18 protein-coding genes are annotated in these 15,638 nt (G+C 48.7%); 3 read left to right on the plus strand and 15 right to left on the minus strand.

The genetic code is table 11. The annotated features are described in order from the left end of the window. Positions 1–8: 8 nt before the first annotated feature. Positions 9–1,247, minus strand: a complete 1,239-nt coding sequence (locus MKY85_RS28435) for an extracellular solute-binding protein (RefSeq protein WP_342571346.1) — start codon at positions 1,245–1,247, stop codon at positions 9–11. A 263-nt stretch (positions 1,248–1,510) separates the two neighbouring features. Continuing rightward, on the minus strand, positions 1,511–2,002 hold the full coding sequence (gene lspA / locus MKY85_RS28440; RefSeq protein WP_339238599.1) for a signal peptidase II: 492 nt from the start codon (positions 2,000–2,002) through the stop codon (positions 1,511–1,513). 225 nt (positions 2,003–2,227) lie between these two features. Here lspA and MKY85_RS28445 point away from each other — a divergent pair, with 225 nt between their 5' ends. Further along, positions 2,228–2,707: a heme-degrading domain-containing protein gene (locus MKY85_RS28445; RefSeq protein ID WP_339257852.1), complete on the plus strand. Its 480-nt coding sequence runs from the start codon at positions 2,228–2,230 to the stop codon at positions 2,705–2,707. Between the two features lie 71 nt (positions 2,708–2,778). Here MKY85_RS28445 and MKY85_RS28450 read toward each other — a convergent pair whose 3' ends face one another. The 12 genes from MKY85_RS28450 to MKY85_RS28505 form a co-directional block, all read right to left on the minus strand. Then, positions 2,779–3,756, minus strand: a complete 978-nt coding sequence (locus MKY85_RS28450; protein WP_342571347.1) for a permease prefix domain 1-containing protein — start codon at positions 3,754–3,756, stop codon at positions 2,779–2,781. 6 nt (positions 3,757–3,762) lie between these two features. After that, entirely contained in the window at positions 3,763–4,092 is a 330-nt protein-coding gene (locus tag MKY85_RS28455; RefSeq protein WP_342571348.1) for a PadR family transcriptional regulator, read from the minus strand. A 160-nt stretch (positions 4,093–4,252) separates the two neighbouring features. After that, a complete protein-coding gene (locus tag MKY85_RS28460) occupies positions 4,253–5,200 on the minus strand; it encodes a nucleoside hydrolase (RefSeq protein WP_339238607.1) in 948 nt (315 codons plus the stop codon). 58 nt (positions 5,201–5,258) lie between these two features. After that, on the minus strand, positions 5,259–5,663 hold the full coding sequence (locus tag MKY85_RS28465; RefSeq protein ID WP_091012588.1) for a DUF350 domain-containing protein: 405 nt from the start codon (positions 5,661–5,663) through the stop codon (positions 5,259–5,261). Beyond that, positions 5,651–7,060, minus strand: a complete 1,410-nt coding sequence (locus MKY85_RS28470; RefSeq protein WP_342571349.1) for a glutathionylspermidine synthase family protein — start codon at positions 7,058–7,060, stop codon at positions 5,651–5,653. The genes MKY85_RS28465 and MKY85_RS28470 overlap by 13 nt, the downstream gene beginning before the upstream one ends. Before the next feature lie 4 nt (positions 7,061–7,064). Further along, on the minus strand, positions 7,065–7,349 hold the full coding sequence (locus MKY85_RS28475) for a hypothetical protein (protein WP_342571350.1): 285 nt from the start codon (positions 7,347–7,349) through the stop codon (positions 7,065–7,067). Beyond that, positions 7,349–7,771: a hypothetical protein gene (locus MKY85_RS28480; protein WP_342571351.1), complete on the minus strand. Its 423-nt coding sequence runs from the start codon at positions 7,769–7,771 to the stop codon at positions 7,349–7,351. Before MKY85_RS28480 ends, MKY85_RS28475 begins: the two co-directional genes overlap by 1 nt. 318 nt (positions 7,772–8,089) lie before the next feature. Continuing rightward, complete coding sequence (abc-f, locus tag MKY85_RS28485; RefSeq protein WP_342571352.1) at positions 8,090–10,087, minus strand: ABC-F type ribosomal protection protein; 1,998 nt, start codon at positions 10,085–10,087, stop codon at positions 8,090–8,092. A 97-nt stretch (positions 10,088–10,184) separates the two neighbouring features. After that, the gene (locus tag MKY85_RS28490) at positions 10,185–10,346 is read right to left on the minus strand and encodes a hypothetical protein (protein WP_181150888.1); all 162 of its coding nucleotides are present in this window, start codon (positions 10,344–10,346) and stop codon (positions 10,185–10,187) included. A 113-nt stretch (positions 10,347–10,459) separates the two neighbouring features. Continuing rightward, the gene (locus MKY85_RS28495) at positions 10,460–10,744 is read right to left on the minus strand and encodes a hypothetical protein (RefSeq protein WP_339257858.1); all 285 of its coding nucleotides are present in this window, start codon (positions 10,742–10,744) and stop codon (positions 10,460–10,462) included. Positions 10,745–10,797: 53 nt separating this feature from the next. Then, a complete protein-coding gene (locus MKY85_RS28500) occupies positions 10,798–11,796 on the minus strand; it encodes a glycosyltransferase (RefSeq protein WP_342571353.1) in 999 nt (332 codons plus the stop codon). A gap of 18 nt (positions 11,797–11,814) precedes the next feature. Then, a complete protein-coding gene (locus tag MKY85_RS28505; protein ID WP_342571354.1) occupies positions 11,815–12,798 on the minus strand; it encodes an aminoglycoside phosphotransferase family protein in 984 nt (327 codons plus the stop codon). A 160-nt stretch (positions 12,799–12,958) separates the two neighbouring features. Between MKY85_RS28505 and MKY85_RS28510 the strand changes: the two genes are divergently transcribed. Both MKY85_RS28510 and MKY85_RS28515 read left to right on the plus strand, forming a co-directional pair. Beyond that, on the plus strand, positions 12,959–13,549 hold the full coding sequence (locus tag MKY85_RS28510) for a TetR/AcrR family transcriptional regulator (RefSeq protein WP_342571355.1): 591 nt from the start codon (positions 12,959–12,961) through the stop codon (positions 13,547–13,549). Positions 13,550–13,738: 189 nt separating this feature from the next. Continuing rightward, positions 13,739–14,320: an NAD(P)H-dependent oxidoreductase gene (locus MKY85_RS28515; RefSeq protein ID WP_342573500.1), complete on the plus strand. Its 582-nt coding sequence runs from the start codon at positions 13,739–13,741 to the stop codon at positions 14,318–14,320. 482 nt (positions 14,321–14,802) lie between these two features. Here the strand turns inward: MKY85_RS28515 and nikE are convergent, their stop codons facing one another. Next, the gene (nikE, locus tag MKY85_RS28520; RefSeq protein ID WP_342571356.1) at positions 14,803–15,603 is read right to left on the minus strand and encodes a nickel import ATP-binding protein NikE; all 801 of its coding nucleotides are present in this window, start codon (positions 15,601–15,603) and stop codon (positions 14,803–14,805) included. Positions 15,604–15,638: the final 35 nt, after the last annotated feature.

The raw sequence follows: 15,638 nt of genomic DNA on the forward strand, positions 1-15,638 counted from the left end.
GACAAGGCTTAGCGCCGATTGGCAACCTTGTCCCATTCTTTGTCGAGTGTATCTAGATAGTTATCGATGTTTTGGTTCTGCAAAAAGGACTGTACGATGGAATTCAGCTGCACCGCAGCCGGAATATAGTGATCGGGGAAGTCAATAACCTTGCCCTGCTCGATATAAGGCATCAGTTCCTGCACGGCAGGATCATCCTGCTTCACATCTTCGACCGCAGAGAACAACGTCTGTTCGTCAATGTATCTTCCGATATTTTCAGGCTTTAACAGAAACGCAATAAACCTCTCTGCCTGCTCCCGATTAGGCGTATCCGCCGCAATGGTAAATAGGGAGTCGATCCCGTTCACCAACTTAATCTTGCTTGCATCGTTGCCTGTTGGGAATGGGAAGAAACCGATGTCTACATTCGGGTTCGCTTTGCGAATCTCCGAGATGGCCCAGGTTCCCTGGATGTACATGAAGGCTTCACCATTTGCGAAGGCACGGTTACCATCTGAATAGGCCTTACCAAAGTTATCGCCGTGACCGTACTTCATAAGCTCCAGCTGTTTCTCAGCAACCTCTCGGTATTTCTCTTTGAACGTTACCTTGTTATCCCGACGCTCCTGATAGAAATCAATGCCGACCAGGTTGGAGGCAAGTGCATTGAACGGCAAGCTTGTCTGCCAGTCATCCTTATATGTGAAGTAAAATGGAATTTTGCCCGCATCCTTAATCTTTTGGGCAGTCGCGATAAGTTCATCCCACGTTTTGGGTACGTCCAATCCCATTTCCTTAAAAAGCGTCTTGTTGTACATGATGCCGTTTGCATTCGTCGCGTAAGGAATACCCGTCACTTCGTCCATACCTGTGAGATCCTTCAGCATTTGTATGTAGTTTGGATCAATCGTCTGGAGTAATGAGCTGTCCGTCAGATCGGTGAAAATATCACTCTGTGCCAGAATGGAATAGGTGTCGGTTGCCCCCATGGCCATAATGTCCGGGATATCATTTTTGACAACACGTGTCTTCAATACGGTCTCCGCATCTGGCGGATTCACCTGTGTCACCTGAATATCGTCATGCTCGGCATTAAACGTTTTAATCAATTCGTCAAAGGTTGTTTTGGCTTCAGGCTTGTTCTGGAAAAATTCAATCTGCACTTTGCCATTCGCACTATCCCCACTGGTACAGGAAGATAGAAGTACAGCCATCATTCCGCATAGCAACATTGTCCCGAGAGCCTTGGTAAGCGTTGTTCTCATGTTGTACCTCCCTCAGCTTTATATACGTAAAGATTTACCCATTCAGGTGGTGAAATAACCAATTGGTTAATCCTTCCACCCACTCATACTATGAGCGTTGGCTATACAAGTCTTTATTATTCCTAAAACGGTTTCGATAAAAATGAATCAAGGCATTTCTTCCCACGACCCGAATTGGGCATAAGAAAAGGGACACTGGATGATATCCAATGTCCCTTATTTATTAAGCTATATTCACCCACTATAAAGCTTTTATCCGTGTGTCACGAACGCTCAGCTTTTGGCAAAGCATTGCGTAAACGCTTGGCTCGATAACTCTGATATGCACGAATCAACATGCCTATGATGATCATGACCACACCGATGTTAATTGCGACATCAGCCAGATTTAAAATGCCGCGTCCTGACGGAAACACGAGGAAATCCGTTACCCGCGCATAGATAAATCGATCGATTGCATTTCCTAAAGCCCCGCCAACCATAAAACCCGCGCCAGCTTGCATCCAGAAACCACGAATCTCACCTTTACTCCGGTAATACAGCATGCCCGCTATGAACAGAACAGCAATCACACCAAACAGACGTGCATTTCCCTGAAACATGCTGCCTGCCATTCCACTGTTCTCATAATGCTGTAACTGCATGCCCGAGTCACCCAGTCTCATGACATCGCCAACTTCCATATACATCCTCACTGCAATCTTGGTTCCCTGATCCACCAAAGTCACCAGCAGTGCTACCAAATAAAACAGCATCGTGCTTCTCCTCCTGCCTACTGAGCGCTAACTTATTTTAACTTTAAGAGTTTTGTATATTAGGTTACCTTCACTTTAACACAGCTGATGTACGGTCTCCAAATGAGCCAGCTCCAGCCACACATATAGCGTCCAGTAACATGGTCCAGTCGCACTTGGAAGGTACTGTCCCCATTCATGTCGAATGTAGACATCAACCATATATGTAAAGGGGATGCCTGTAATTTGAACCTCACCATGATCGAAAAATTAAAGGAAATGGCACAGGAAGAAATAGAATTGGTATTCGGCACATTTGGTTCTGAAACGGCGCTTAACCTTGGCCTGCATCTGGTTGAAGAAGCGAAGCGTCGTTCCCAGGCCGTGACCATCGACATTACCCTGAAGGGACATCGTCTCTTTTTGCATGCGATGGAAGGTACTCATCCCGACAACGAGGACTGGATTCGACGTAAAAACAACGTGGTGAATCATTTTTCATCCAGTTCTTGGCATACCGCCCTGCGTTTGAGAAACGAGAACCAGACCCTTGAGCACAACTTCAATCTGCCTTCATCGGACTATGTACTGGCTGGTGGCGCTTTCCCGCTGATTCTGGAAAATGAGGGACAGGTCGGCACCATTACAGTATCGGGTCTGCCTGATGAGGAAGACCATGATCTGGTCACGACAGGAATTCGCTCGTTTTTGTTGCAGCAAGGGTAGATTAAACGTGTAAAAAGCCCACCTGATCTATATAGTAGATCAGGTGGGCTTTACTATCCAAAGCAACATGCTCAGGACGGATTTTTGCTTTTCATAATATGGTACACATTGCTAAAGCTGCCGGAGAGAATACCGGTAATCGGAAATATGGCCCAATTGATATCCCACCGTTGATATACAAAACCTGTGAACAAGAAGATGGCTGTCGCCAGCGGCCATACAATCGCTTCCACGGCTCTCACAACCTTGACTTCCTGCTTCTTCTCTACCGTCAACTGGTGCTTCTCCAGCAAGTTTGTGTAAGCCCCCTGAATATTACCGTAATATACAAACAGGAATACTCCTACCCCAGCCATGACCATAAAGGCAGATACACCATAAGAGGCGTAGTTATCATTGATAGAAGAGGCTCCGAAAATAAACACAGGAGACAGAATGCACAGGCAGACACCCGTAATGATGGCTATACGATAAGTCAGAGCGAAGCTTTCCCGACTATGCTGAATACTCATTTTGAGTGTATAAGGAAGCTGGAAGCCCTTCTCCATATAATTGAAGCGTTCCAGCTTCATACCGCTGTATATGAACATGCTTACCGCAATGGCAATCAATACGAACATGCCGATCAGGCCTAGTACAGCGCCCGTTTCCACCGAACGGTTTGCAGCTGAAATGGCATAGTTCTCAAATAAGGCATCCATGAAAATCAGAAATGCCACACCTGACGCGCACAATAAAACACCCAGGCCAATCCAAAATCCAGCATTTCTCTTCGCAGTGGTATATGCGTAAATCTCTTCTTCCGTTAACACAGGTACTGTCTCTTCCGGGCTCACTGGCTGAATACCGAGTTCGGCTGTTAACTCCTCGATGTTACCAAATTCCGAGATCACAATGCCGATGGCTTCATTCTCCGACTTGCCTTCTCCCTTCAATTCCAAGTACTTATCTTCCATCCCCGAAAGGAGCTCCTGCTTCAGATGTTCCACCTCGGATGTCTTCGGCAGACCAACAAACATGTTCTCCAGATACACCATAATTGTCTCCATGTTCCGTCACAACTCCCTGATAAATAGATTAACAACCTCCTGCGTAACCTTCCATTCCTCACACTTTTCTCTGTAATAGTCGAGGCCGGACGGCGTAATCCGGTAATAGGTACGACGCTTCCCCATACTATTCTCATCCAGGTAAAACGATTGAATATAACCGTTCTTCTCCAATCGGGTGAAGGCCGAGTATAATGTCGTTTCCTTCATGACGTACTTTTCCTCTGTCAGCTGTCTGATGTTCTTGGAAATCTCGTAGCCGTACGACTCCCCTTCGAGCAGCATGTAGAGGATCAGCGTATCATTGTAGCCACGTATAACGTCACTGCTGATCACAAAAGATACTCCTCCTCGTTACTTCATCTGTCGTAGTAGTTGAAGTATAGCACAACTTACTACGACAGTTGAAGTAGTTATTCCAAAAATGGGCAATAAAAAAACCGTACCTGGGAAAGGTACGGATTTTTTTGTTTTTCCTGCAGATTAATTCCTGCGTTTATTGGATCGTTGAGAGCACATCGAGCAACATGGATTTGAATTTCGGCCGATCAATGGCTTCACAGACACGTACATTCGGCTCTTTGCCAAAACGTCCGTTAATATCAACCACACTGTATCCGCGTGTCAGCTCTCCTGCCGCTTCGACATCCACATAATACTGACCCGACTTGGTCATGACGGATTCATCTGCTGCAACAGCCATCAGCAACGTATCGGGATGAGTAGTACCATTCAGCTTATGTACCGACTTGTTGAACTGCATAACCACTTTGTTAATTGCGGTGAAGAAATCGGCACCCGATGTACCGAGAGCCGCAATCTCTGCATGATCGTCATCGTCCATCACTGAATATTGCGTACACATCTCCCAACCAACCATTGTGATCGGAATGCCCGCATGCAGTACAATTTTCGCGGCTTCCGGGTCTACGTAGAAGTTATACTCCGCCGCCGGTGTGATATTGCCCAGTGCATTATTCGTTCCACCCATGATGTACAGGTGAGCAATCTCCGGAATAATCGTTGGGTCTTTCTGAATCGCCATAGCAATATTGGTCAGCGGGGCAATTGCCAGCAGTTCAATTTCACCTGGATGTGCATGCACCTTCTCAATGATAAAATCAACCGCATGCCCGCTCTCAGGACGCTGCTCCGCCTTCGGGAAATGCGCGCCGCCCATGCCGTCATCGCCATGCACGTCTTCCACTGTACGGTGCTGAGCTTTACCGTAAGCCATTAGCGGTCGCTCGCATCCTTTATACACAGGCACCTTGCCGCCATGTCCAGCAACCTGTACCGTGTACAGGGCATTTTCAACCTCTTGGTCGAATTGTACGTTACCGCCCGTAATGGTGATGCCTTCCACCTGAAAGTGATGCAATGCCGTCAGGATCGCAATCGTATCGTCTCCTGCTGTATCTGTATCGATGATGACTCTTCTCATGATGCCGCGCCCCTTCTTCCGTTTATATAGTACATTCTATAAAACACTATGTCTTATTTTACATCAAAAATGTACCGATGACGATGGAAACGCCGATGATAATCGAACGCAGCAGCTGCGCTACCGCCATATTTCCTCGTGCGATTTCATCGCAAACTCGCATTTTGGGCGTGAGGAAGTCAAATATAATATAGACCAGGCACAGCAGAATAATTCCAAACGCCGACCACAGCAGCATATCCAACCACGAATGTGTCGAGAAAGATACCATGCCCACAATAATACACAGTCCCAGCAATTTGCTTCCCATGTACATGCCTGCCGCTTCGTTTCCTTTCGCGATCTCCTCACTATCGTTATACCGGGTCAATTTGCTAAAAGCGAAATATCCACATACCAATACCACCAGCAAAATGCCTATACCCACCACAACATTCAGCAAGTTCAATCCTAAGTTCTCCATTCCTTCTCCTCCTCATCATTCATCCGTTCACGAACCGCAGCCGCGCAATAATAGGCCATATCACCGGTTACTTTCTCCCCGACCCTGGGTAACAACCCAGCCAAACGCCCACCGATCACAAATACCCCTGTAAGCAGATAACCGCTGTACGCGCCATCTTCTGTCTCGATCACGACCTGCTCCATCGGGACCAGTTTCTGATAGATTTTGGGCTGGTTATTGTAGTAGGCCGCAATTTCTTCATCCTCGTCTTCTTGGAGTGAATCTGCCGCTCTCACAGTTAGAGGAGAAGCCGACTTTTCCTCCAGCTCCGTAAGCCTCTGATGATCCAACTTCTGCTGTACTGCATTCCCATCCAGCAAAAGAGTTCCTCTGCCTTCGCGCCCCCAATAGCTTTTGGCTACATATGGCATGGCGTTCAGCTCGAAGGGTTCAGCCGAAAAATAGGTTGGCAGCAGATATCGGGAAATGACGTCCATCTCTGTATCATCAAAGAGGGTAAACCCGCAATATTCCGGGGTTTGCTCATTACGCTCGTAGAGCGACCAGACCGCCGCCATGAAACCTTTGCTCTGCATCAGCACATGCTGAACGGGGTTCATCAGGCCCAATTGTCCCTCTCGTACCAGATCAAGAAGCGCAGCCCCAATGTCCACCCCTGTTGTCTCATCCCGATCATCAACTAGATATTCCAGTGGATAGAGACGGTAGAGCAGATTAATCTCCCGACCTTTATGGTAAAGCGCCTCTCCCGGAACAATCTCCAGTTCCTCCAGCGGGGCATAACAGGCTTCGTATCCCGCTTCCCGGCAACGCTTCATCAGGTACTCGGTATTCGTTCGATCTTCAACATGTTCCCCAAAAGAAGTGAACGTCACGGGTCCCTGTAACCCCTGCGCTGCATAGAACTCCAGCCATATCCTGAAACATTCTCGAATACGTTCATCCATCTCGGCAGATGGCGCTGCTAGCGTGGTATCCTCGGCAAGACCCACAAGAATATTTTCCAAAGCAGCTGCCTCCGGTATACCCGTCGGGGTGTCCGTATTATTTTCAATACACTTTGGCCCCGCTTCTCCAATAATCCAGTCCTGGCGGGTAATGCCTCCAGTCACCATCTCCATACGTGCCGCCGGAATAAGCCCAGGATGAATACCTAACTGATGCTCCAAGAAAGAATCCGGCATATATTGTTGGATAAATCGCATCACTTTACAGTAAATGCCGTCTACCGCCTCTGCTGCAGTACGCAGCTCTTCTACCTCCGAGGGAGAATAGACCGTCAATGCAGGCACACAATATTGCTTTCCATACATTCGATGATATGGAACCTGTTGTGCCGTTTCTCCCTGAAATACCTCTTCGTGACTTAATGGCAGTTGGATCACGTGCCTCATCCGGTTATCCTCCCGAACTGCGGAAGAAACTGCCGAAGCCGCTTGATTTGGACTTGGATTTGCTATAGGAGCTGTTGCTGTCCTTATTGCTTCGATACGACGACCCGCCATAGTAATAGTGCCCGCTGCTGGAATCATATTCACATCCGGTATCATACTCCGGGTCACATTCATCATTGTTGCTGCCGCAACCGGATAACACGGCAGGAACTGCCAGCATCAAGGAGAAAGCAACCAGCTTCGCTTTTGATCCGGGTTTCGATGCTTGCTCCCGCTCTTGCTCACTCATCACAGATCCACCTCTTTCATATAAAACAACACTTTCTTGCGATCCGCATCCAGCACGGAATACAGGAACTCATACGTCTTGCCATCCCGAACCATATAATGGTCAAGCAGCTGCTCGGCAAGCTCCATCGTATAGGTGGATGAAGCTGTGAGTTCCAACTCTTGAAATGAACTTCCATTCCACAACATATACTCTGCGCTGTACATGGAAGACATTTTGCACATCGCCAGCGCAGCATCCGCAATGGCTGCACCGTACTCTTCCGGCATCTGTTGCTCATACGCCGTCACGTATACCGCATGTTCCCGCCCATCCTGGCATTCATTGGACAGATGCGCCCAGAGTTTATTTTTCACCAAGGTGGCATCCACCAGTTTGCGCATGAACAGTTCATCTCGTGTGACTGAAGTCTGTTCCAGCACCCCCGTCTCCGCCTGTCGATCATCCGACCAACTCCGATACGTTAATGAATAATAGATACCGATAACCTCCCTTTCTGTAAGCTCTTAGGTGAGCCGTTTCAATTCATACAAACGTATTTAACGCGCGAGAAGGTAAAAAGTTACACTACTCACCATGACATGTAAAAATAAGAACAGGTTGTCGCCACGTTCTTGGATCAATAAAGCTTGAGAAAACTAGCAGATTCCGCGTTTGGTATGTTTTAACCCCGCTCCAAAAAGGCCGGAGAAGAATTCTCCGGCCTCGTTGGTTCCATCTTATGCGCATGTGTTTCGGACTTATAACTCAGCCCACTGAGCCAATACATCATTATATTTAGCGGACAATTGCTCGCGATCATGCCATATTTGTTCCAGTTCAAGCGGATTGTTCTGCACCGTTTCCAGATGTTGATCCAACACCTGAATCAGTGCCTCAAGACGAGCCAAAGTCTGTTCCAGCTTCTCCGCAGACGGTTGGTTGCCATTGCCACTTCTATCGTTCGATGCAGTTGCTACCGAGGTAGCTTCTGGCTTCTTCCCTGATCGGACAGTCCCGCTCGACGCTGTCGCCATACCTGACTTCATCTCTGAATTGCCTTTTCCGCCGGATGGTACCGCGGCTCCCCCCGCTGTACCCTGACCTGTCGCCGCCGCACGAGCTTGCAATTCAAGCTTCTTCTCGCGATACGCCTCATAGTCTCCCAGATAAGCGGTCATCTGTCCGTCCTCCAGTTCCCAGACACGGGACGCCAGGCGATTGACGAAGTACCGGTCATGCGAGATGGCAAGTACGGTACCTTCAAAATCAACCAACGACTCTTCCAGCGCTTCCCTGGATGCGATATCCAGATGGTTGGTCGGCTCATCAAGAAGCAGTACATTGGGTTTACGCTGCACCAGCAGAGCCAGCCGCAGGCGTGTCCATTCCCCGCCGGATAATTGCCCCACTGCGCGGAATACATCCGCGCCATAGAATAGATATCGTGCCAGAATTCCGCGTGCTTCCCCTTCCTCCACACCTGCTTCAAGTCTGAAGTATTCGAGTACATTCAGCTTCGGATTCGTAGGTTCCTCCTGTTGAGCCAGATACCCTACATCCACACGCGCCCCCCACTCCAGCTTGCCAGCATTGGGTTGCTCTTCACCAAGCAACAGCTTGAACAGGGTCGTCTTACCGGAGCCGTTCCGACCAATAAGAGCAATCTTGTCGCCATATTCCAGCAGACCCGAGATCCCGCGTAGAATTGCACGCGAGCCATAACTCTTCTCCACTTGTTCCAGGACCACGACCCGTTTACCTGTTCGATCCGTAGGACGCACATCGAAGTCGGCATTGCGCCGCTCCAATATGGGACGCTTCACCTGTTCCATCCGTTCCAGTGCTTTGCGCATGGAAGCGGCCCGCCGGAAGAATTTTTCATTGCCACCAACTCGGCCCCACTCCTCCAGCTGGCGGATCGTTTCCTTCATTTTTTTGATTACCTTCTGCTGCTCCTTGAACTCCTCGAATTGCTGCAACAGCCGCTGTTCCTTCACGGCCATATATTCTGTATAGCCCCCCGCTGCCGTTAACGCCTCACCATCTTCCAGCTCCAGCGTTCGATTCACTACCCGATCCAAAAAGTAGCGATCATGCGAGATCAGGACAATGGTACCGGAGTATTCTCGTAAAAATCCTTCCAGCCACTCCACCCGCTCCAGATCAAGATGGTTCGTCGGCTCATCGAGCAATAACAGATCGGGTTTTACGATCAGCTGCGAGGCCAGCACCACCCGGGTCTGTTCCCCACCGGACAGTGAACCGAAGCGCCATTCATAATGCGTCTTGGCAATATCCAGACCGTCCGCAACCTGATCGATTCGGGCATCCATTTCGTATCCACCCTCACGCTCAAACTGTTCTTGCAGTACCGCGTATCGTTTGAGCAGACGCTCCAATTGATTAGGGTCTGCTGCACATGCCGGATCGGACATCTGCTGCTCCATTTCCTTCATTTGCGTGCGACATATCATAAGCTCCTTGAATCCAAGGCTCAGCACATCCAGTACGGTATGGTCATCCAGCCCTTCTGGAACTTGTGCCACGTAACCGGTCCGTGTATCTTTTTTGATCATCAATTGCCCTTCATCCGGCTTGTTCATTCTTGCCATCAGGCGCATAAGTGTGGTCTTGCCGCTTCCGTTGCGGCCGATTAAGGCAACCTTGTCACCTTCCATAATTTCAAATGTAATGCCGTCCAGCACCAGATGTGCTCCGTGGTATTGAGTCAGTTGTTGCGCGCTAATCATCATCATAATAAGGTTCCTCCTATAGTTGGAAGATCCTGACCGCAACACAAAAAGAGCCGCAGGAGGTTAGCTCCGCGGCCCTTCAGAATTCAAGCAATATCGCTTATCGTCCGAATGAGGTCAAGGCAGGCATCTTCTCGCACATGTTAACTTCCGTATATTCAAAATTGGACAGACTTCTCCCGTTGGTCAGAAAAGTATGAACAATGCCAGCCATAGCAATCGGCAGCTGGCTAATACGGTTGTTAAGCATCTCGTGATTCACCTGTCTTCACCTCCCTTGTCATAATTAATGTCAATATATCACAGACGAATGCATTCCTGCAACCATCCCATCGCGCAATTCATCCTAACTGCACAGCAGCTTTACTGCTGAATCTAGTTCCCGCCCCGTCGCCGAAGCATCACATCCCTGATCGCCACCGTAATAAGTGTTAACATTCCGGCAGTGCCGAGTGATACACCGAGCAACGCATATCCGATGCCATTCCAGCCGCCCATATCGATACTGATCATGATTACAACGGCACCACCGAGCAAGGCCACACATGGCAATATATATTGTACCCACGTCATTCGGCGTCCTTGTAACCGATAGATCAGCCATTCAATCAGCAGCTGCACCGCCCACATTCCCAATGTCCATAAGATCAGTACTTCCATAAGGTTCCCCTCCTGTTGCTGGATGGATCAAGCGCTTTATTACAGACATTACGTTACTTCAACCAATCGGAGAAAAAGTTCCTGTATCCTTCTTTCATCTTCGTGCGCGAAAAAGCACCAAAAGCATACTCCCGATTGTTTTCCGACACACTGCGCGGCGCTGCCGCAGCCATGTTCACCAGTTCAAACCAGTTGTCCTCGTTGCCTGCAAAGGCATGCGTGGATCGAATGTGACCGTAGCAAGCGTGTTCCGGCTTCACAACCATTTTGCCCATCGCCATCGCTTCGGTCAGCGGCATTGCAAACGTATCAAAGGCGGAACAATTCCAATACACCTTGGCAGAGTTCATCAAGATAAATATCTCATCCTGTGTGAGCGCGAACTTCAGCTTCACGTTGGCAGGAATGTCGTACTTCTTCATGGTTTCCTTATAGCGAACACCGCCGAACACCATGTACACTTCCTTATCCGGGTTCTGCCGCGCATATTCCAGCACCAGATCCGGTCGACGATTCGCTTCATCCCTACCGATCCAGAGCACCCGATTATGCACGACCTGGCTCGGGTCATAGTGCCGGTTCGCCAGCTCTTCACTAAAGCCAATCGGGATGACGTTCACGTCATGTACGCCGAAGTTGCGGCCCAGTTCTGTTTTCAAAAACTCGGTCTGCACAATTGCTTTGTCCACCATCGTGTAAAATGGCTTCATCATCTCATATCCCGTCAGCGCGGGATCGGGGAAACTGTGCGGGAACAATACACTCTCCGGTAAGAACATCTTCAAAAATGTAAACCCGGATACCGTGTAGATGACATGCTCTATATTTTGGCTATAAATCTGGTCCAGCACGATATCGTAGTTCACCAGGTCACCTTTCTCATGCTCATACCCCGGCAACCAGTCGTATCCGCTGACATGACGCTCCGGCGAGATGAACACAATCTCCACGCCCAGCTCCAGGCCGATCTGCTTCAGTCGATCCGCAAATACACGCGGCCCCTGTGCTTCTGTGAATTGAATTTTACGCATAATAAGTCCGACTTTACGCAAGCTTCTCACCCCTCATTTCTATTCCTCACGCATCTGCTTCATGCACTGTTCCAGCGTCGCTGTCGTCTCAAGCCACTGGTTATTCAGCTGTTCCTTCGGCCATACACATTCTTCACTTCTCAGGTCACCATCAATCAAACGCAGCATCCAAAGTGAGAATACAATAGCATAGGCGTTGTACCATGCTGCCAAAGAATCCCGTTCAATCTGTACGCCCAGGCTCTCTAGTTTGTCCAAATAAATGTCTATGACCCGCTCTCGCAAAGCAGGCGTAACCGTTCTGGGAAACAGCGGATGCGAGAGATCAACCAGATGGTACATGTCCCACAGCGGCGTATTCAGATGGGCATGCTCCCAGTCCAAGACGACCAGCCTACCGTCAACTTCCGCCAGGTTCCCGGGATGCAGGTCTCCGTGACACAGAACGGTAGGAAGTTCTTCCTCTGCTGTGAGAATCAACGCGGCAATCATGTTCCAATCCGATGAAGACAACCGCATATCCAGCGTAGACAACAGGTCATCCACAGATTGTATGTGCATCTGCAACTCATCCAACATGGTGCGAATAGACGGTTTCTGGCCCACGCGAGGCAACTCGCTCCATTCCGTAACAGGCAACGCATGCCACATTGCCATATGCACCGCTGTGTTCAGCATTGTCACTTCTTGCGAATCATGTACCAGCTGCCCCAGATCCTCATAGATCATCCAGCTCTGTGCCGGCGCAGTGGTAGGGTCCGAGGTTGCAACAAGCTGCGGATAGATCGGGGGTAGACCAGACATCACACGCTCGTACATCCATCGTTCTCGTCCGTGCTGTGCAGGATTCGTCAGCGGTTTAAAAATATAACTTCCACCGGTAGGAACAGTAAATCGCTCCACATATCGTCCGTTCATTCCTTTATACAACTGTTCGCGGCTTGTTATATAGTGATCATTCAGCATTCCTTCGGGTGTCACCCAGCTATATGCATCCATCTCATCTTTCACGCAATCCACCATCCGTTTCGTTCTTCCTGCTGCTCCGATGTTGATTTCTATTCATCATACGTTGCCTCTCTCAAGCCTGCAAGCTTTGTTCGTAAGCGCTTATTCCGTGTCTCCATTTAGAGTTTCAAAATTGCTTGTTGCATTTTAGTTAGTAATCACTTACTATACGATTATGAAGAACAAACCTCATGTGGATAGTAAAAAGAAAGATATTTTACAAGCGGCGATGCGCTTGTTTGCAACCAAAGGCGTTGACGGCATATCCGTCAAAGAGATCGGTGACGCCGCCGGAGTAACCGATGCGGCGATCTACAAACATTTTAAAAACAAAGATGCCGTTGCCCTGGAAGCCTTCACTCAATACTGCGCGGACTATACTTCACTGATTGACGGGTATGTTCGACAGGAAGGTCCCATGTTGGAGCGCTTCAAGCAACTGGTGACTGAGGTTCTCCATCTGCATGATGAAGATCCCTATGGACTGCTGTTGATTTCACAGAATCATGAAATATTCATTGAAGCCGGCAGCAGTGAGGACTACCGTCAGCCATTGGATGCGTTAATGGATCTGATCGATCAGGGAATGATGCGGGGCGAACTGCCTCAGCAGGATTCACGGCTCACGGCTGTTCTGGTGATCGGTGCGATTACACGTATGGCCGTCTCGAGTATGCAAGGTGAATTGCCAGAGTTGTTGGTACCCTACACCGGAGAAACCGTTCACCGACTCTCATTGATGTTGGGGCAAGTAACTCAGGAGTAGAATTGGAGAGGGGCAACCATTCTGACCTCGCCGAACACCAAAAAAGGTTCAGAGCTGCACGATATAAAAATAGAGTCTGTCTTCAACATACCATCAGGATATACCGATGGATTACCGGGTCATACGTGACCTTTTCTTTTTGCACATGAGGTTAGTGTTCATTAACTAAAATAGTCAGGACGTGTCGTCATCATGAAGAAAATATTAATCATCCAAGGCAATCCCGTTTCCCCAAGTTACAATGGCGCAATCGCCGAAGCTTACCGTAAAGGTGCGGTGCAGGCTGGTGCCGAGGTTCGCATGATCACCCTGAACGAACTGGAATTCAACATGAATTTAGAGGGAGGTTATCGTAATAAACTGCCGCTTGAACCGGACTTGTTAGAAGCACAAGAGGCGATTAAATGGGCCGAGCATCTCGTATGGGTATTCCCGATTTGGTGGGGAGGACCGCCTGCCCTGCTGAAAGGTTTCGTCGACCGGATCTTTATGCCAGGTTATGCCTTTAAGTATCAAAAAGGAAAACCTTTCCCGGATCAACTGCTCAAAGGCCGTACGGCTCGCATGATCACCACAATGGATGGCCCGTACTGGTACTTCAAATGGTTCCAGGGTGAGCCCGCACATAAAATGATGAAAATCTCCACATTTGCACTCACTGGCATCAAGCCTGTACGCATAACACCTGTAGATGTGGTGGGAAAACAGTCCGAGGAACAGAGAAAGAAATGGTTGGATAAGATTGAGCTACTTGGGCGGAAGATGGGGTAAAAGATTTTTGCAAGGAATCCTCATCGGAAGTATAGGTTTCTTTCCAGATGTTCACCTTGTAAGTTAAATCAAAAATCTGGGGATACGTGTAATTCAAAGGTAGTCCTGTACTCCGAGTGGCGGAAGTGTAATTGTAGTTTAACTTGTATCAGAAAGCAGGAAATGTGCCTATTCCCAGGTATAAAAAAGGGTTGTCCCCTACGTCTTGTTCAAGGCGTAGGGGACAACCCTTTTAGCATTCATTTTCATTATGGTCTAACGAATCGTAGAAGCGTTATACTCCCCATCTGTATGTGCTTTCGCAGGTTTTGGCAGGTTTGCATCGAAATAACTTCACTGAGTTTCGTTACGTTTTGCATTCCGCGCTAAATCGCCATTTAACGCTCACTCGGTTCGTTAGCGACTTCGTATCCGTCATGCAGTGGAACAACCAAGGTAAGCAACTCCAATCAACAGCCATCTACAACAAATACACGCAACCTTTACCCAAACGAAATACGACCCGATGGATGCTCAGGCAAAATGGACGATACCAACTGCTGCACAGCCGGATGATCCGACTGCATGACCGAATTCCCGGCATCACCGCTATAGACAATCCTACCCTGATCCATCACGGCAATGCGGTCACAGATGGTCATGGCGGCCCGGATATCATGCGTGATAAAGAGATACGACAACCCATAAGATGCTCTGAGCTCTGCCAGCAAAGATAGGATTTGTGTCTGGTGCACCATATCCAGACTGCTGATCGATTCGTCCAGTACGATTAACTTTGGCTTGAGCGCGATGGCTCGTGCGATGTTGACCCGCTGTAATTGGCCACCGCTGAACTGGTGCGGAAGCTTGCTCCCATCCTCTGGTGTAAGTCCGACCTGCTCAAGCAGTTGTCCAACCACACGAAGTTGTTCTTTTGCCGACAAACGCTCGTAATTATCCAGCGGCTCACCGATGATCTGCGCGGCAGTCATAAGCGGATTCACAGCCGAATAACAGTCCTGGAACACGACTTGCAGATCACGTCGTAATCCCTTAAGCACGGGTTTGCTGGATCGATAGATATCCTGACCTTGAAATAAAACCTGACCCTGTCTGGGCTTCTCCAGACCAAGAATGATTTTGCCCAAGGTGCTTTTACCTGCCCCGCTCGTACCCAACAGTCCCAGACAAACACCCTTTTCAATCGTAAGTGAGATGTCTGCCAGCACAGGAGGACGTGCTCCCGAACGATCTAGCCAATTGCGTTTGCCATAGCTATGGCTCACTTCACGTACCTGAAGCATCAGGTCATCCTCCTCTCTTGTACTTGGCAGAAGCA

The organism is Paenibacillus sp. FSL R5-0749, from assembly GCF_038595085.1.
In the GTDB taxonomy this organism is placed as follows: domain Bacteria; phylum Bacillota; class Bacilli; order Paenibacillales; family Paenibacillaceae; genus Paenibacillus.